The following is an 18587-nucleotide window of genomic DNA, read 5'->3' as shown; positions in this document are numbered from 1 at the left end:
TCTCAGGCCTCCACATCGAACATGTCGCGCAGCCCGTCGCCGAGCAGGTTGAAGCCGAGCGTGGCGTAGAAGATCGCAAAGCCCGGGGCCAGAACCTCCCACCACTTCTCCGGCAGGAACTGCCGGCCGTCGGCAACCATCGAGCCGAGGTCCGGTGTCGGCGGTTTCACGCCGAGGCCGAGGAAGGAGAGCGTCGCGCCGAAGAGGATGACGAAGGCAGCATCAAGCGTCGTCTTCACCGAGATGACCGAGATGCAGTTCGGCAGGATCTCCTTGGCGAGGATGTGCAGGTGGCTGGCGCCGGCGAGCCGCGCTGCCTCGATATAGTCTTCCGCCGCGATCGACTTCGTGACGCGATAGACAAGGCGGGCATGCCAGGTCCACCAGAGCAGGGTGATCGCCAGCATGGCATTGACCAGATTGGGCTCAAGCACGTTGCCGATCGCCAGGGCCATCACCAGCGGAGGGATCGCTAGCATGATATCGGTAAAGCCGGTTAAGAGCCGCTCCGTCAGGCCGCCGGCATAACCGGCGATCATGCCCAGCGCCGAGCCGATCGGCACTGCCACGCCAAGCACGCCGATGACGAGCAGCAGCGACACCCGGAAGCCGAAGACCGTGCGCGAAAAGATGTCGCGACCGGCCTTGTCGGTGCCGAACCAGTTGTCGACATCCGGCGGCATATGACGGTTGCGAAAGTCGACGACGGCGCCGACATGTTCGGGAAAGCGCGCAATCAGCGGCGCGAAGATGGCCATGGCGATGACCGAGAGCACGATCAGCGCGCCGATCACGGCGGCCGGATTTCGGCTGAACCGGTACCAGGTCATGTAGCCGGCGGACAGGCGGGTCGTATCCTGCATCAGCGGGCCTCCTTGAAGCGAAGCCGCGGATCAAGGATGCTGATGATCAGGTCGATGACGAGATTGGCGGCGATGAAGAAAATACCCGAGACGAGGACCACCGCCATGACGGCGTTGAGGTCTTTCTGCAGGATGGCGTCGAGACCGTAGGAGGCAAAGCCGCCCCAGGAGAAGACCATTTCGACGACGAAGGCGTTGCCGATCAGCGAGGCAAATTCGAGCCCTATGATCGTCAATGGCGCGATCGACGAAAGCTTCAGCAGATAGCGAAACACGATGACGCGGTCCGGCACGCCGAAGGACTTCAACGTCAGCACATGATCGCGACGCTGATGATCGATCATGGCCGAGCGGGTGATGCGGGTGATCTGGCCGATACCGGCCATTGCCAGCGCCAGCGCCGGGAAGACCAGATGCTGAAGCGCGCTCAGAAACACATCCGGGCGGCCGGCAAGCAGGCTGTCGACCAACAGGAAGCCTGTCGGGCCAGCGGGCGCGCCGAGCTGGAAATCGACCCGGCCGAGAGTGGGCCAGGAAGGGAAATGATCCGCGGCAATGATCTGCAGGGTAACCGCGAAGAGAAAGCTCGGAATGGTGACGCCGATGAGCGAGAAGAAGCGGCCGCTATTGTCGATCCAGCTGTTTCTGTAGCGCGCCGTCAATACGCCAAGTGGCACGGCCACTGCGAAGATGATGACGATGGTGGCGATCACAAGCTCCAGCGTCGCCGGCAGGAAGGTGGCGATATCGGCGCTGACTTCCCGATCGGATACGATCGAGCGCCCGAGATCGCCGGTCACCGCATGGCTGACATAGCTCACATACTGGGTGACCAGTGGCTCATCGAGCCCCATGCGCTGCCGGAGCTGGTCGACCTGCTCCTGGGTTGCGCTCGGACCGAGCGCCATGCGCGCCGGATCGCCCGGCACGATGCGGGCGAGGACGAAAATCATCAGCGACAACACGAACAGCACCATGAGGAAGCCGACCGCGCGCCGCGCAAACAATGCGACGTAATAATTGCCCATTGGCAACCCTTTCCCCTCGGCCGGTTATCGCCCGGCCTGTCTGCCGCTTTTTGCGGTCGAGGGCAGTTTCAAGCCGAAAGGGTCGTTTGCACAACGGCTTGAAAGGATAGGTTTTGAAAAGAAAGGTATAGGTTTTGTTCTGGCCCACGAAGGAATGGCGCATATCATGCCGGCTGCAACCTGGTCAGGAAATGACGCCGAGTGCCTTTGCCGCGGTAATCGCTTCGCGCCGACGACCGCAGCCAAGCTTGCGATAGAGATTGCCGAGATGGAATTTCACCGTCGCTTCGCTCAAGCCCAAAGCATGGGCGATGAACTTGTTCGACGCTCCCTCCGCAATCATCAGCAGCAGACGCGTCTCGCGTCGAGTCAGGCCATTCTTTTCGCCGAGCGTCGTGTTGGGCAGGCCGGTATCGCGCAGGCGCCGCATGATCTGCTGCGCGGTGGGCGTCGTCTGCAGGAAATCGCTGATGCGCCGGTCGCCCGTCAGCTCGCGCAGGAATTGGCGCTCCTCCGAGAGTGGCGCGATGGTGCCGAGCCGGGCTGCATTCTCGAAGGTCTTCTGCAGGATGGAGCGCGCACTTGTCAGATTGCGCCGGCGGCGGGCGACATAGGCCTGCCAGACTTCGATGCACAATCGCTGACGGCCGGTCAGGTTGAGATTGCTGGCCATAGCGGAGAGCTGTCGGTCGAGATGGACGCGACCCGGCATTTCGAAGACGATGTGGCGCAGCCAGACGACGGCCAGCGCGATCTCGTCGCGGTCCTGCAGGCGGGTCAGTTCGTCGACGGCCGCCTCCACCCAGGTTCTGTTGATGCGAGCCTGCACGGAAGCGAGCTTTTCCGCAGCCTCCTGCCAGCGGTTGCCGTTTTGAAGAATGACGGCGTCCCGGACCTCGATCATCAGGCGGAACTGCCTGTTGTAGACCTGATAGGCACGCCAGCGATCGAGGAAGCCTCGTGCCGCAATCATCGAAAAATGCTCGCTCAGCGCCTGGCTGCCGTATTGAAGCGCGAATTCGATCAGGCTCGGCCAGATCTCCCCATGCGAGAAATCATCCATCTCGGAGGTCAGGAAGCGCGCCAGCGGCTCGGGCTTGCCGTCCTCATATTCCACACAGGCCTCCAGCAGTGCCAGCAGTCGTTTGTCCATGGGGCTGTCGAACGGTACGCGCGACATCTGTTCAGCGGCATCGACAGCATTCTTGCGCGCCCGCACCGCGTCACCGCTCATCAGATGCATCATCGCCTGGTGCAGGTTGATGTAGAAACACAGGAGCGGCACGCCAGCACGCTCATAGTGGAAGAGCGCACGGTCGGCGATGTCCTGCGCGACAGCGAACCGCCGTCGCCGGATGTAGAACTCCAGGATCGAATTGTAGATGCTGCCGCGCTCCAGATCGGCGTCGAGCGGAAATTCCGACAGAAGCGTGGTCGATTGCTCCAGCAGGTCGTCGCCAAGCACGACATCCTCGTAAATGAGCATCACCAGGCGGAAGGAGCGGAAGGCCGCCGAGAACGCTGCACGGTCGCTCAGCACCTTCAGCACATTGTTGGCGCGCGATCCGTAACAATCGGCAAGCAGCCGCTGCGCGCGCAGGACCTCGCCGCGCTTCAGCGCCTGCATGGCAAGCGCCGTCACGATGCCTTCGTTCTGCGCCGCCAGCTCGGCCGGAAACCCGGCGAGAACCCGGTCGAACGCCTCGGAACCGTGGAAAAAGATGTAATACCGCCCGAAGGCCGCAACGAAGGCGCGAACTGCCAGTTCGTGAAGCCCGGCGCGCTGCAAGACAAGGATCGCTTCCGTCTGCATGCCGTGCGCGGAATAGGCCGCCGAGATCACTGGTACGCGGGCGCTATCCTTGAGCCGTTCGGCCAGCACCATGTCAAGGGCTGCGGCAAGCACACCGCCGATACCGGTTGCCTGCAGATAGGCAGGCACCGCTTCTTCCGCGCTGGCCAACGGCTTTGGCGCCTGCTGGGCAAGGCTGAGCTGGACGAGCTCGGAATCTGCCATTTCGCGCAGGACATCGTCTGCCAGAAAGCGAATGACCGCCGCCTCGTCTCGCGATTGCCGGCCCAGCAGCCCAACCAGAAACGGCCATCCTCCCGTTTCGGCCAGCAGCCGGGCCGCCTCGGTCTTACCATAAGACGTCTCGAGTTCGTCGAGCGAGAAGCAGAGGTCGTCAGTACCGAGGCAGAACGCCTTGCCATAGGCAATCGCCCGATCGAGGCCGAGAAGCCGGGTTCGCGGTCGTTTGGCAATCACGACACGTCGGCCCCCGTCCTGCCAGCCGGCAGCAACTTCGGCCTCATGGACGTCCGACGGCACGTCCCAGAGCAGCACCTCGCCGAAGGTGTCTTCGCCAGGCGGAAGCACCGATCGCCATATGGGACATTGAAGCTTCGACGCCAGCTGGGACAACAGCGTCGATTTCCCCATGCCCGCAACGGCGTCCAGAACAACGATCGGCTCCGCTGCCGTTGCGATGCGCCGCAGGAGGTCTTCTCGCCGGATGTCGATCGCTTCGTGGGACGTATCAGCCATTCATTATCTGCCCGTCGGGATCTGGGCCCGGTTATCGCCGAAACCTAGTCAATGATGCTCGGGTTAGAAAGACCGAATGGACCGGGCGACTTGCGTCGCGACCGCTTTATCCGCCACGCCGTTTCAGAAATCGCGAAAACAATCGACCAATGCGTCGACCGCGATGCGCAAGCGCGGGGTCGTGCCGAGCCGGTGCGGCCAGAGCGCGTAGACGGGAAGAGGTGTCGGCGCAGAGGCTTCGAGGACGGGAGCCAGACGACCATCTGAGATCGCGTCGGCAACGATCCAGCCCGGCAATTGCACCAACCCGTGTCCACGGCAGGCGGCGTCCGCCATCAATGCGTGATCAGCGATGCTGAGGGTGCTGCGCACGTTGATGTGCCTCGTCTGCCCGGACTCAGTAAACCGCCAGCTCTCGGCTACAGGCCCTCGGGATTGTGTTACGCAGAGATGCGCAGCGAGCTCCGAGGGGCGCGACGGCGTCCCGTGCCTTGCCAGATAGTCCGGCGCGCCGCAAACCGTCAGGCGTTGCTGGCCGAGCTTCCTGACCATCACGTCACCCCCACCAGCGAGCTCGCCGACGCGCACGCATAGATCGATATTCTCCTCGACCAGATCCACAAGCCGGTTGGTAAAGGCAATATCGAGTTCCAGCTTCGGATAGTCGACTGCCAACGCGATCAGGCTAGGCGCGGCAATGCGCCGACCGAGCAGCTCCGGCAAGCTCACTTTGAGCCGGCCGGCCGGCTCCTCCATGCGCGAGGCGAGCGCCGCCTCGACGGCGGCCAGTTCCGCCGCGGCGCGTTCGCAACCCTCCAGGAACACCCTGCCCTCTTCGGTCAGCGCAAGGTGACGTGTGCTGCGCTGGAAGAGCCGCACGCCCAACCGCCCCTCGAGCCGCGAAACCGCCTTGCCCACCGTAGAGGTGGAAAGGCCGAGCCGCTCCGCAGCTTCTGAAAAGCTCGAGGACCGCGAGGCCTGCATGAAGGCCCTGACAGCACTGAGATGATCGCCGGGAAGCATGGCACACTCCAGAATTTAAATCTCAGGTACTGCGAGAAGTGTTCTCATAAGCGATTTTTGATCGCGGATATAGTGCCACCCAGTCATTCACATCTCAGGGATCCGACAGAATGAGAAAGCAGAGAGTATCAATCATCGGCGGCAGTTCCGGTATCGGCCTGCGTGTTGCCGAGCGCGCCATCGACCTTGGCGCAGAGGTGGTCATTGGCGGGCGCGATCCGGAAAGGTTGCAGCGCGCAACGATCAAGCTCGGTCCGAAGAGCCGCGCCATCGTTGTCGACAATATCGATCAGGACTCCTTGCGCCGTTTCTTCGAACAATCCGGCCCGATCAATCATCTCTTCACACCCGGCGCATCCTATTCGCGCGGCCGAATCGACAAGGCGTCCGACGACGTCGCCGAAAGCTCCTTCCGATCGAAGTTCTGGGGCCAGTATTACGCGGTGAAGCACGCCCTGCCCTATCTCGACAAGAACGGGTCCGTCACCTTGATGGCGGGCGCCTATAGCGTCAGGCCGGCGGCAGAAGGTGCCGCCTATGGCGCCTGCAATGCCGCGATCGAAGGTCTCGGGCGGGCGCTCGCCGTCGAGTTGGCGCCGATCCGGGTGAACGTCATTTCACCAGGGACGATCGATAGCGACCTATGGCGCCGCCAGCCCGACGCCATCAGGGAGGCCTCGTTCTCGAGCTACGCCGAGGCCGCGCTGCTGAAACGGGTCGGCACCACCGACGAGGTGGCGCATACCGTCATCTACCTCATGGAGAATGGTTTCATGAACGGCTCGACGCTCTATCCCGACGGTGGCTTTGCGTTGCGTTGACGAAGCCGCTGGGAGCAGCCGCTGATTGGCTGCTCCCAGCACGCCAACACCATTCCCACAATGATGCGACTGAAGAGAACTGCCGCCCTCTCCACACTCCACCACGGCCGAGGTCGCATTTTTCGCTTGTCCACCGCGCCCGGCGCATGGCGATCGCAGTGATCAATGCCGGTCATGAGGCATCAATGCGACGGCCGGCGTTCCCCCAGCAATCCGGAGCAGAATAGAAATTCTCGCAAATGGGATTGTTGCCCAAATGCTTCTGCGCCTGCGGCTCCGTATTTAGTCTATATTTTCAATAGACAATATTGAATAACCGGCGCCGACAGGTAAGCTTCCCTCAGCATCTGCGGCCTGCCATTTCAGCGCCGTGTCGGCTTCACACAGGAGAGGACGGCATCGCCACCCGCCGCAGCCTAGAAAATGAAGGGAGCCACCATTGACTGACGCCAACTCATCCTTGCCCATTCTCGATCTGCAACGCTTTGCGGCGGACCATCCCGAGCGGGCGACGGCGCTTGAAGACTTGCGCAGCGTCGCCCGCTCGGTGGGCTTCTTCTACCTTGAGGGACACGGCATCCCGCAGGAACAGATCGATGGCGTCCTCGATCTCTCGCGCCGTTTCTTCGCACTGTCGGAACAGGACAAGCTGGCGATCGAAATGCGCAAGTCGCCGCACTTTCGCGGCTACAATCGCGCAGGTCTCGAATATACCCGCGGGACGCAGGATTGGCGCGAGCAGGTGGATTTCGGACCCGAGCGCGCGCCCCTCGCGATCCACGCAAACGATGCACCGTGGAAGCGCTTGGTCGGCCCCAACCAGTTTCCGGACGGCTTGCCCGAACTGAAGCCGGCGATCCTCGCCTGGATCGAGGCGGTGACCCGACTTGGCATCCGCCTGATCGAGGTTTTCGCCGAGGCGCTCGGACAGCGCGCCGACGTGTTCGAGCCGATCTATCGCGACGGCCCCAACCAGCTGTTGAAGATCATCCGCTATCCCGGCCGCGACAAGACCGAAAGCGACCAGGGCGTCGGCGCACACAAGGACGGCGGTTTCGTAACCATCCTGCTTCAGGATGAAGTCGGCGGCCTTCAGGTCGATGACGGCAAGGGTGGCTGGATCGATGCGCCGCCGAAGCGCGGCACCTTCGTCATCAATGTCGGTGAACTGCTGGAACTGGCATCGAACGGCTACCTGCTCGCCAATATCCACCGCGTCATCACGCCGCCCGCCGGCGGCGATCGCCGCTCGGTCGCCTTCTTCCTTGGCGCCAACCTCGCCTCGACCATCCCGGTGCTCGATCTGCCGCCCGAACTTGCGGCCGAGGTTCGCGGCGTGACGCAGGACCCGCTCAACCCGCTGTTCCACGAGGTCGGGCGCAACGTCCTGAAATCACGCCTCAGGTCGCACCCCGACGTCGCCGCTGCCCACCATGCCGATCTTGTCGAGCAGCTGAAGGCGCCGGTGCCGGCCTGATCCATCCCACTGCAACCACTCGAACGCTGAAGGAAGCAATCCATGACGATCCATCAAAAGCCTGAGGAGCCTGCAGTCGAAATCAAGGCTCCGAGCGGCCTGCGCGATACGTCGCGACCGCTTCAGCCCGAAACGCTGGCGCTTCATGGCGGCAGCTACCGTTTCGATCCGGTGAGCGGCGCCGTCGCCGTGCCGATCTACCAGACGACGTCCTATCAGCTGCCGGGCACCGATGGCGCAGACAAGCTGTTTGCGCTTGAGGCGGCCGGCCATCTCTACACCCGCGTGTCCAATCCGACGCAGGACGCATTCGAACAGCGCCTCGCCGAAATCGAGGGTGGTGCCGCCGCCCTCGCGCTTGGCTCCGGCCAGGCGGCGTCGGCCTTCGCCGTGCTCAATCTTGCTCGATCCGGCGACAATATCGTCAGCGCCGCCGGGCTCTACGGCGGGACCTGGGCGCTCTTTGCCTCAACGCTGAAGAGTTTCGGCATCGAGGTGCGTTTCGTCGATGCGTCCGATCCGGAGGCATTTGCGAAGGCGACCGACGAGAGGACACGGGCCTATTACGCGGAGTCGCTTCCCAATCCGAGCCTCGAAGTCTTCCCGATCGGCGAAGTCGCCGAGATCGGCCGTCGGTTCGGCATTCCGCTGATTATCGACAACACGGCGGCGCCCCTGACCATCCGCCCCTTCGATCACGGGGCCGCTATCGTCGTCTATTCCACCACGAAATATATCGGCGGACACGGCACCTCCATCGGCGGCGCCATCATCGATGGCGGCACTTTTCCGTGGCACGAACACGCCGAGCGCCATCCCAATCTGCACGAGCCGGATGCGAGCTATCAGGGCAAGACCTGGCTGGAAAAAGCCGCCGCCATCGACTTTCACCCCTATATCTTGCGTGCCCGCGCCGTTCTCCTGCGCGACCTCGGCGCTGCCATCAGCCCGCAGAATGTGTTCCAGTTCATTCAGGGGCTGGAAACCTTGCCGCTGCGCATCCGCCAGCACAGCGAAAACGCCATCAAGGTCGCGGATTTCCTCCGCGCGCACCCAAAAGTGGCGCGTGTGATCTTTCCGAAGTTTCAGGACGGCGACGCCAAGGCACGCGGCGAGAAATACCTGCGCAACGGCCACTATGGTGCACTGGTCGGTTTCGAGTTGAAGGAGGGACGCGAGGCCGGACGCCGCTTCATCGACGGACTACAATTGCTCTACCACGTCGCCAACATCGGTGACGCGCGGTCGCTGGCGATCCACCCGGCTACGACCACCCACTCGCAGCTCTCCGAGGTGGACCAGCTCAGAACCGGTGTCACCCCCGGCTATGTCAGACTGTCTGTTGGCATCGAGCATCCTGACGACATTATCGCCGACCTGAAGCAGGCGATCGACGCGGCGTAACCCGGCGAAATCAACAATGGGTTCAATGGCCCAACCGTCGGCAACGGTTGGGCCATTGTCATATTCGATTATCGGCCAAAGCTTCGAAAGTTCGGCACCGAGCCTAGGGCCAGAAGTCGCGGCTTGCCGTCTTGAGTGACGCCCGCGAAGGTAGCCAACCAGAAACATCTTACCCGCTACGCTGCCACAGAGCGCATGCGCCAGCGGCGAAAGGAAATGCCATGACCTCCGAAAACACCCAGATCCTTCTTGCTTCCCGCCCGGACGGCAAGCCGACACAAGACAATTTCAGGATCGGTCATTCCGCCATCCCGGAACCTGCCGATGGCCAGGTCCTGCTGAAGATCGTCTACCTGTCGCTCGATCCCTATATGCGCGGTCGCATGAATGCCGGGAAATCCTATGCCAGGCCCGTCGAGATCGGCGATGTGATGGAGGGTGGGACGGTAGCCCGCGTCGTGCGCTCGCGTCACCCGGATTTCGCCGAGGGCGATTTCGTGCTTTCTCATTCCGGCTGGCAGGCTTACGCCGTTTCCGATGGCGCAGCCCTGCGCAAGCTCGACCCATCGGCGGCCCCGCTGTCAACCGCTCTCGGGGTCCTGGGCATGCCCGGCTTTACCGCCTTTTCCGGCCTGCTGACGATCGGCAAGCCGAAGCCGGGCGAAACAGTCGTGGTTGCGGCGGCAAGCGGCGCTGTGGGTTCGGTGGTCGGGCAGATCGCCCGCATCAAAGGCGCGCGAGCCGTCGGGATCGCAGGGGGTGCCGCAAAATGCGCTTTCGTTCGCGACGAACTCGGCTTTGACGCGGTGATCGATCACCACGCAGCCGATTTTCCCGAGCAACTGGCAGCCGCCTGCCCTGGCGGGATCGACGTCTATTTCGAGAATGTCGGCGGACATGTTTGGGATGCGGTATTTCCGCTGCTGAATGATTTCGCCCGCATTCCCGTCTGCGGATTGATCGCACAATACAACAGCCGCCCCGGCGAACAGACGGGCGGCGACCGCCTGCCCCTCGTCATGCGTGACGTCTTGAGCAAGAGCCTGCAAATTCGCGGCTTCATCCAAAGGGAATTTGTCGACCAGCGCCCCGACTTCTATCGGGAAATGGCCGGTTGGATTACATCGGGCCAGATCCGCTACCGGGAAGACATCGTCGACGGCCTCGATAATGCGCCGGCAGCCTTCATCGGGCTGCTGGAGGGCCACAACTTCGGCAAGCTCGTCATTCGCGTCGCCGACGAGAACTAACGCCTGGCGCGGCGGCCAGGCTTTGTCGCCGCCTACAGCGCCGCGCGTCTTTTCAGACGCGCAAAGGTCGCTGTAGCGCTTTGAATTGCTGCATGTTTTTGTCCATAAATCGGGTACGATTTAAGGAAACATGCAGTGGAGCATGTCGCGCAAAAGTGTGCCCCGGTTTTGCGTAGAAACAAGAACTTAAAGCGCAGCAAGCGAATCTGAAAGATCGCGACGCGCTTTAGGGATTTTCGGCCGGTCGGATACCGGCCTTGCCGAGGCCGTCTTCGATCATCGCTGCCAGTTCCGGCGCATAGCTCCTTGTCACCGGTTTCGCCAAAAGCGAAATATCCGCAGGTCCCGTCGGCGCGCGCACCTCGTCAAGAGCGCTGGCCGCCTCCTGCGTCAATCCGAGCTGGCCGGCGACGGCCAGCCGCAGCAGGTTGACGGCCAGGTCCGATGTGTTTGCAAGCTGGCGCACACGAAGCAGGGCCTCCTCGTAACGGCGCCCGCGATAGGCGTCGAGCGCCAGCGTCAGCGCTGCATCGTGATGCACATACTCCCCATTCGCCTCCGCCAGCCGCGCCAATCTTACACCTTCGGACCAGTGGCCGGAGATGTACTGCAACAGCCCCAACCTCGCCGGAATGGCCTCGTCCAGCGGATTGAGCGCGCTGGCGCGCTGCCCTGAAAGAAAGGCCGCCTCCGTATCCCCCGCCGCAAAGCGCGCCATCATCTGCGCCACATAGCTCTGGCTTGCCTGGGGGGCGAGCGCGACTGCCTTGTCTGCCAGCTTCAACGCCCTGTTGCCAGCGATCGGCGAAGTATCCGCTTCGCCCGTCACCACCAGGATCATTGCCAGGCTTGCCGATACATCCGCGTCGTTTGCATTGTAGGCAAGCGACCGCTCGAGGCAGGCAAGCGCGCTTGCGAGATTTTCGGGGTCGGTTCGTGCCAAAGCCATATCGGCCTGCAACACGCAGCCATAACCGAGGGATGGCGCACTGACCTGGCGTGCAGCCTCCAGGCTGGTGATGACGCCGTCTTCGCCCGCAAGTGCGCGCGCAAGTCTCACCAGAAGCGTTTGTTGAATCTGGTGGGCATCACCGCTCTCTAGTGGCAGCTTCGAGACACCGGAGCGCAAAGCCTCGCTACTCTGTGGGTCCACCACCTGCCAGGCGAGCTCGTGAGCATCGTTCGCCATGCTGTAGCTGATCGACAGTCTATATTCCTTGCTGCCGGCAAGGCGGACAGCCGGTCTGGGTGCAACCCAACCTGTCACCGATGCGACGTCGATGCCGGCAGGCTGCTCCTGCGCCAGCGTCCGTACCGACGAGAACTGCGACAGGGCATGCACCAGATAGTCGCCAATCTTCCTCTGCTCTTCGCCGTCTTTCACCCGTTGCGGCTGCACGTCGACAACGACGGTCGGCTTTTCGGACAGGATCGGTTTCCACGGGAAATGGTCGGCCATCGAAACGTAGAACGCTGCAGCCATCGCTAAAACCCCGGCGCTCGCAATGGCAACATTCGCCATGGAGATGCGGCGCCCGACGGCGACGGCCGAAGGCGATGGCGGCGGTGGCTCGGCGGCATCAGGCGCTATCGTCGGTGGAGCGAGGACGGCTTGTGACGGTTTTCCGTCAGCCCTGACGAAGAGCGGGACGTAGTTGCCCTTGGGGAGTTCGATGCGCAGGGCGGCTTCATCGCCAAGCGCCTCGTAATATTGTGCCAGGGCCGCTCGAAGCCGCGACGCCTCGACGCGCACGATCGGATCGGTCGCCGGGTCGAAGGAACTCGGCCGGGCGAAGACATCGATCGCGATTGTATAGGCCTTCACCGAGGCTGAACGACCGGCGAAGAACTCGTCAACCAGGTATCGCAAGAGCTTGCGGTGTCGCTCTGTCCCATGAAAGCGCGGGTCGCCCAACATACGGTCGAGTTCGGCTCGCGCCGGGCGCTCGGCAACTGGGCAGTAAGCCGCTCGGTCCGCGTCTTCTCTTGTGTTCATAGCGCGCCCCCATTTACCTACAACCCGAGAGAGAGTGCAAATGCGAGGTGAACTCTAGATCACAGAGCCGGGAGCGGAAAGAGAAATGTAGGGCAGTCACAAAACATTTTTCTAACAAATGCCGCAGCCCCAAAATGAAACGGCCAGTGAACTGGAAATCCAATAAGATTACAGGGGCTGAGTGATAGAAACCGAAAATTCCAGACCAACGAACAACTGATCACTATGGATTAGATTCACTGCTTGCACTGGAGAGGCAGATGGAAATCACTTCTTCTTCGATCTCTAGACAGATCAGCTCGTACTCCGCCACCATCGACGCATCCTGCGGATCACGCCGACGCTGTCGATCCAGCATGGAGGTTGCCTCGTCATATGCCTCGCAAAGGCTGGCGAGCGGCATGTTCTTGGCGCTCAGCAGTTGCAACTGGCCGCGCAACGCCGGAAGCTTGAGCATCAGCTTCAAAAGTCCCCGTTGTTTGGCTTCGTTGGGCATTGTGCTCTATCCGCTTGAACGACGATCGATGCTTCATGCCACGCCTGCGCGCGAAAATAGCGTTCGCGCGCCTCAGTACAGATCCGGAATGCCACCGGTACTCTGATTGCCAGCGTCTCGTTGAGATATGCCTACCTGACGGATGCAACCTCGGGTCAGGCAGACGACCAACTTCTGCCTATCCCTCTCCTGCCCCCGCAAAATCGCAGGAACCGTCCGTTTCCGGAAGTACGTAACAGTAACATTGCCGCCGCGGGCTTGACGGCGAAGCGATCCAGACCCCGAAAACGCACCGATGACACCTCGTCGGATCCGGCATTGATAGCCAGGCCAGGGCACGTTAATCGCAACCGCCACTCCACAGGCCAACGACGTGCAGCTTACCGTAATCGCGACGGCTTGCTTGGCATGGGCATTGCGCTACAGTTGGCTTCCACGGGGTGACACAGCTGACATATTGCGCTTCTCCACAGCGGTTCATCGCCGATTGTAACTGTTACGTACTTCGATGCGGAATACTGCGATGCTTAGAATGCCCGCGATGACATTCGGCGACAGGCCGTATCGCGTGCTGAGTACAACGGAGAGATTTCCATGCGATCCTTGGACAAGACATCTCATTGCGGACGTTTGGTAGCGTTCCTTTCTGCAGGGATCGCCGCGACCGGCCTGACGCTGCTGAGCACCGAGCTTGCGGCAAGCGACGACAAATTGAGCGGCCTGCCCTCACTCGTCCTTGGTGGGCTGACGGCGACAGCGCAGACACTCCAGTTCGAGACGCCTTTCAACAATCTCATCAATGCCGGCTCGCTTGCGATCACGCTCGAGAAGACGACACTCGACGAGGTCAAGGCCACGTTCGGAGGCAATATCCGCAGCCGGACGGTGGAGGGCATAACGGTCGGCTGGCTGTGCTACGAGCTTGCGACCGGAGATCTGCCGCGGCGGATCTGGTTCGTCGCGAACGACAGATCTGACGCAGCCACGCCCGCCCAGAAACCGGTGACATTCATCTCCACCGAAGAAGTTGCCGACGAAGCCGATAAATGTGACACCCCAACCGTTGCGCTCGCGCCGCTGTTGCTGCCGGTTCCGACCTTGATGGACGGCACGGAAGCCCTGGAGGAACGCTTCGGCGCAGCTCCGAAGCAAGGCATGGTGCGTTACACCCACCAGCAACAGGGCGAACAGAACACGACGGTCATGCAAATGCTTGTCTATCGGCTGAAAGGCGGCCACATCGATGGCATCGCCTTCACGCAGCTTACATCGAAATAGCGGGTATAATTGACATCCCTCGCGGCCGTGCTGGCGGCGAGTGATGTCCCCGGCACACTGTCTATTTCTCGAACGCGTAGATCCTGTTCCAGTCGGCTTTCATGTCGATGAGAAGCCATTTCCGCTGCTCCGCCTCGTTCATCGCCTTGTCGAGCTTGCCGACATGCGACTGGCGGTCATAGGCCCATTCCCGCTCGTCGTCGGTGTGGTGCACGATCATCCCGAAGCTCGGCCCTGCGCCAGAGGTAACCCACCGCAGCATCTCGTAGTCGCCGTCGGAATTGCCGGCGACAAAGATCGGGCGGCGACCAATGAACTTGTTGATGCCGACCGGCTTGCCGGGGCCATCGTCGATGAAATCCACCTTCGGTTCGCGCATGAGCACCGGGGTGTCACCTTGAAGTTCATACTTGGTGGTTATGGTGCTGCCGACAACCTGTTCCGGCGGTATCCCGTACATCTGCTCGGTCATCGGCCGCATGAATTCGATGCCGCCGCCCGAAACGATATAGGTCTTGAAGCCGTTTTCCCGCAGATAATCCAATACCTCCCTCATCGGCAGGTAGGTAATCTCGTTATAGGGCCGGTCGAAACGCGGGTGTTTCGCGGTTGCGAACCAATCCTTGACGATCTTCGTGAATTCGTCCGTCGTCATCCCTGCATGTGTCGCCATCGCGAGCTCGACAAGACCTTTCTCGCCGGCCGCAGCCACGCCGGCAATGTCGCCCTTCAGCAGCGATGCGAACGGCTCCTTGTCCTTCCATTCCGGGTGATCCGGGGCCATAGCCTTGATGCGATCGTTGATGAACATGCCCTGGAAATACATCGGCTGCTCGGTCCAGAGCGTACCGTCGTTGTCAAACACGGCGATACGGTCCACTTCAGTGACATAATCAGGGCCGCCTTCGGTCGTCACCCGCGTCACGAAGTCGATGATTGCCGATTTCGCCTCACCGTCGTTCCAGGAAGGAAGGCCAGCCGGAGGTGCATCAGCGGCCACCACAAGCGCCGGCGCGGCCAGCATCAATGCGAATGATGCCGCAACTCCCATAAAGGTCCGCCACCAGCCCTTCCGATGCGTATCCACATCAATCGACGCGAACTCTCCTGCCCTCAAAATCATCGGGTGTCCTCCTCAACTGAAACAAGACTGTCGGTGTTAGACGTCTACGGCCGGCGAATGCAGCGAAAGCCGATATGGGTCGTTGCCGCATTTTCCTCATGCGCGTGACGGGCCGCGGGGCGGTAGCGACGGCAATAGTTCGGCGCGCAGAGATGCGATCCGCCCTTCACCACCCGCCGCGCGATCAGGATCTCCGGCTGCCGTGGGTCGTAGCTTGCCTCAGCGCCGCCGCCGCGCGGATTGGAGGGGATGCAGCAGCTTTTTTGCGCAGGCTCCGGGTGGTTGCTCGACCAGTAGTCGCTTGTCCATTCCCAGACATTGCCGATCATGTCGTAAAGGCCATAGCCGCTGGGCGGGAAGCTGGCGACCGGCGACGTGCGCTCGAAGCCGTCAGGGCGCAGGTTCTCGGTCGGGAAGGCACCGTGCCAGGTGTTGGCCATGAAGCGGCCCTCCGGAACAAGTTCGGCGCCCCACGCATATTCCGCGTCATTCAGGCCGCCCTTGGCGGCGAACTCCCACTCGGCTTCCGTCGGCAGATCCTTGCCGGCCCATTTCGCATAGGCCATGGCATCGACATAGGAAATCTGCACGGCGGGATGGTCGAGCTTGCCGCGAATGTTGCTCTGCCGGCCATATGGCCTTTTCCAGTCGGCACCGAACTTGAAGTTCCACCATTGCGAGGGGTCACGGCTGGTGACGCGCTTCGGCGGATCGAAAATCACCGACCCCGGCCGCATCATTTCCGGCAGTGCACCCGGGTATTCCTTCGGGTCAGGCGCCTTCTCGGCAACGGTGACGTAGCCGGTCGCCTCGACGAATGCACCAAACTGCCGGTTGGTGACAGGCGTGACGTCGATCCAGAATCCGTCGACCTTCACCGGGTGAGCCGGTTTCTCTTCGGGGTAATGATGGTCGGACCCCATCGTGAAGGTGCCGCCTTCGATCCAGATCGGCTCGCGCGCGCTGATCGCCATTGGCGTTTCGTCGAGGGTCGGCCTTGTGGATAGTGTTTGCATGCGGCTTCGATCTCCCGGGCGGATGTCGCGTCCATCCTGATAGCCCGAAGTCTAGACGCAAACTTTCCGACTCCAAAGTACGTAACTGTTACGACGGCGCACGAATCGAATTCGGGCCCGTTTGCCCCGCCCGTGGATTGATCGAGAACCACAATCGCCCGCTTCGTTACTGTTACGTTCTTTCCAACGGGCCGCATGTAACCTTAATCTCCCTCAGAGTTCACAAATGAGAGTTCACAAGGGTTGGCGCCGCCGGGCCGGCGGGAGGGGCTAAATCTCAATGGGTACACGTGACGACATCGAACAGCTCGGCAAGCGGATCGGCGAAGCCATCGTTGGTCAACAGGGCATGATCGAACGCCTGCTACTCGGTCTCCTGAGCAACGGCCATCTGCTGGTCGAAGGCCTGCCCGGGCTTGCCAAGACGCGGGCCATCAAGAGCATGGCGAAGAACCTCGACGCCGAGCTGTCACGCATCCAGTTCACACCGGACCTTTTGCCCTCCGACATCACCGGCTCGGAGGTCTATTTCACCGAAGGCGGCAAGGGCGAGTTCCGCTTTCAGCAAGGCCCGATCTTCGCCAATCTCATCCTTGCCGACGAAGTCAACCGCGCACCGGCGAAAGTGCAGTCCGCCCTGCTCGAGGCGATGGAGGAGCGGCAAGTGACTGTCGGTGGCGACAGTCACGAGCTTCCCGACCTCTTCATGGTGATGGCAACGCAAAACCCGATCGAGCAGGAAGGCACCTACCCCTTGCCTGAGGCGCAGCTCGATCGTTTCCTCATGCACATCCAGGTCGATTATCCCGACGCCAAATCGGAGGCCGAGATCATGCGGCTGGTGCGGTCGGAAGAAACGGCTGCCGCCTCGAAAGTGAAGTCCAACGAAAAGCTGGCTCAGGATGCGGTGTTTACGGCACGCAAGGAAATCTCGGCAGTGACCGTCTCGAGCGCGATCGAGGACTATATCGTAGCCCTGGTTATGGCGACACGTTACCCGGACAAGCTCGACAAGGACGTGGCCAAATGGATCCAGGTGGGCATCAGTCCGCGCGGCGTCATCGGTCTCGACAAGGTCTCGCGCGCCCATGCCTGGCTGAAGGGAAGAGACTTCGTGACGCCGGATGACGTGCAGGCGACTGTGCACGACGTCTTCCGCCACCGGCTCGTCCTCTCCTATGAAGCCCATGCGGGCGGCACGACGGCCAACCAGGTCATAGACCGGATCGTGCAGCAGGTCGCTGTCGCCTGAGAGATGGAGAGGCCCGATGGCAATATCCCTGTCCGCATTCGCCCGGTCGAAAGGCATTGCCCATCCTCCGAAGGTGGAGGCATCGGGCGCTTACACCTCCGTCGACGAACTGGTCGGCCTTGAGGCGACAGCCCGTGACCTGACCTTCCTGCGTAAGGCGCCGGTCCGGCGATTGCTGGCAGGACGCCATGAATCGCGCATGCGTGGTCGTGGGCTTTCCTTCGAGGAGCTTCGCGAATACCTGCCTGGCGACGATATCCGCACCATCGATTGGAGGGTGACGGCGCGGACCGGCAAACCGGTCGTGCGGGTTTATGACGAGGAGAAGGATCGGCCGGCGCTTGTGATCGTCGACCAGCGCATCAACATGTTCTTCGGCAGCCGTCGCGCCATGAAGTCGGTTGCCGCGGCGGAAGTGGCCGCCCTTTGCGCCTGGCGCATCACGGCGCTTGGCGATCGGGTCGGCGGCTTTGTATTCGGAGATGAGACCGTCGACGAGATCAGGCCCTATCGCAGCCGCGAGGCCGTCATTCGGTTTGCCGACGTCATCGTTCGCCACAACACCGCACTCACCGCAACCTCCAAGGTTGCAAGAGGCGACGAGCAACTGGACCTCGTGCTTTCGGCCGTTGCCAACATCGCCAAACATGACCATCTGATCATCGTCATCAGCGATTTCGACGGGCATGGTCTGGAAACGCGCGACATGCTGCTCAAGCTCTCTGCCCATAATGACGTGATCGCCATCCTGATCTACGACCCCTTCATGCTGGAATTGCCGCGCAAGGGCGACATCGTCGTCAGCGGCGGCGCGCAACAGGCAGAGCTTCAATTCGGTCATGCAAACGTCCGCGAGGCGATCGACAGCTTCGCGCGCAAGCGCGGCCGCGCGCTTCAGGCATGGCAGGAGGACCTGGGGCTGCCGATGCTGCCGATTTCCTCGGCGGAAGAGATTGCACCGCAATTGCGCACCATGCTCGGCCAGTTGGCCTGGCGTCAGCGGAGACGGTAG

General features: G+C 61.7%; 15 protein-coding genes. 7 read left to right on the top strand and 8 right to left on the bottom strand.

Features of this window, described 5'->3' with window-relative positions:
* Positions 1-2 precede the first annotated feature (2 nt).
* The 4 genes from C6558_RS10045 to C6558_RS10030 all read right to left on the bottom strand — a co-directional run bounded on the left by C6558_RS10045 (position 3) and on the right by C6558_RS10030 (position 5462).
* Positions 3-863 (bottom strand): ABC transporter permease, encoded by an 861-nt coding sequence (locus tag C6558_RS10045; RefSeq protein WP_025428505.1) that lies wholly within the window; start codon positions 861-863, stop codon positions 3-5.
* Positions 863-1891: an ABC transporter permease gene (locus C6558_RS10040; protein ID WP_107027191.1), complete on the bottom strand. Its 1029-nt coding sequence runs from the start codon at positions 1889-1891 to the stop codon at positions 863-865. Before C6558_RS10040 ends, C6558_RS10045 begins: the two co-directional genes overlap by 1 nt.
* 184 nt (positions 1892-2075) lie before the next feature.
* A complete protein-coding gene (locus tag C6558_RS10035; protein WP_107027190.1) occupies positions 2076-4439 on the bottom strand; it encodes a LuxR family transcriptional regulator in 2364 nt (787 codons plus the stop codon).
* A gap of 123 nt (positions 4440-4562) precedes the next feature.
* Complete coding sequence (locus tag C6558_RS10030; RefSeq protein ID WP_107027189.1) at positions 4563-5462, bottom strand: LysR family transcriptional regulator; 900 nt, start codon at positions 5460-5462, stop codon at positions 4563-4565.
* Positions 5463-5572: 110 nt separating this feature from the next.
* Here C6558_RS10030 and C6558_RS10025 point away from each other — a divergent pair, with 110 nt between their 5' ends.
* The 4 genes from C6558_RS10025 (at position 5573) to C6558_RS10010 (ending at position 10414) form a co-directional block, all read left to right on the top strand.
* On the top strand, positions 5573-6283 hold the full coding sequence (locus tag C6558_RS10025; protein WP_057211337.1) for an SDR family oxidoreductase: 711 nt from the start codon (positions 5573-5575) through the stop codon (positions 6281-6283).
* Positions 6284-6722: 439 nt separating this feature from the next.
* Entirely contained in the window at positions 6723-7760 is a 1038-nt protein-coding gene (locus C6558_RS10020) for an isopenicillin N synthase family oxygenase (protein ID WP_057211339.1), read from the top strand.
* 42 nt (positions 7761-7802) lie between these two features.
* On the top strand, positions 7803-9164 hold the full coding sequence (locus C6558_RS10015) for an O-acetylhomoserine aminocarboxypropyltransferase/cysteine synthase family protein (protein ID WP_081788924.1): 1362 nt from the start codon (positions 7803-7805) through the stop codon (positions 9162-9164).
* Positions 9165-9385: 221 nt separating this feature from the next.
* Complete coding sequence (locus tag C6558_RS10010; RefSeq protein ID WP_107027188.1) at positions 9386-10414, top strand: NADP-dependent oxidoreductase; 1029 nt, start codon at positions 9386-9388, stop codon at positions 10412-10414.
* A 226-nt stretch (positions 10415-10640) separates the two neighbouring features.
* Here C6558_RS10010 and C6558_RS10005 read toward each other — a convergent pair whose 3' ends face one another.
* A complete protein-coding gene (locus tag C6558_RS10005; protein WP_146160876.1) occupies positions 10641-12410 on the bottom strand; it encodes a hypothetical protein in 1770 nt (589 codons plus the stop codon).
* 223 nt (positions 12411-12633) lie between these two features.
* Entirely contained in the window at positions 12634-12906 is a 273-nt protein-coding gene (locus C6558_RS10000) for a hypothetical protein (protein ID WP_107027186.1), read from the bottom strand.
* Between the two features lie 594 nt (positions 12907-13500).
* Between C6558_RS10000 and C6558_RS09995 the strand changes: the two genes are divergently transcribed.
* Positions 13501-14184, top strand: a complete 684-nt coding sequence (locus tag C6558_RS09995) for a hypothetical protein (RefSeq protein WP_057211346.1) — start codon at positions 13501-13503, stop codon at positions 14182-14184.
* Between the two features lie 61 nt (positions 14185-14245).
* Here C6558_RS09995 and C6558_RS09990 read toward each other — a convergent pair whose 3' ends face one another.
* Positions 14246-15208, bottom strand: coding sequence for an HAD family phosphatase (locus C6558_RS09990; protein WP_057211405.1), 963 nt, complete (start codon positions 15206-15208; stop codon positions 14246-14248).
* A 143-nt stretch (positions 15209-15351) separates the two neighbouring features.
* A complete protein-coding gene (locus C6558_RS09985) occupies positions 15352-16281 on the bottom strand; it encodes a formylglycine-generating enzyme family protein (protein WP_057211348.1) in 930 nt (309 codons plus the stop codon).
* Positions 16282-16603: 322 nt separating this feature from the next.
* On the opposite strand from C6558_RS09985, the gene C6558_RS09980 reads away from it, so the two are divergent.
* Together C6558_RS09980 and C6558_RS09975 are read left to right on the top strand one after the other, a co-directional pair.
* Positions 16604-17575: a MoxR family ATPase gene (locus tag C6558_RS09980; RefSeq protein ID WP_057211349.1), complete on the top strand. Its 972-nt coding sequence runs from the start codon at positions 16604-16606 to the stop codon at positions 17573-17575.
* A 16-nt stretch (positions 17576-17591) separates the two neighbouring features.
* Positions 17592-18587: a DUF58 domain-containing protein gene (locus C6558_RS09975; protein WP_084814332.1), complete on the top strand. Its 996-nt coding sequence runs from the start codon at positions 17592-17594 to the stop codon at positions 18585-18587.

The organism is Ensifer sp. NM-2 (assembly GCF_003024455.1).
Taxonomy (GTDB): Bacteria; Pseudomonadota; Alphaproteobacteria; order Rhizobiales; family Rhizobiaceae; genus Ensifer; species Ensifer canadensis.
Note: the sequence above shows the minus strand (reverse complement) of the source record. Positions and strands in the feature narration are given on the sequence as shown.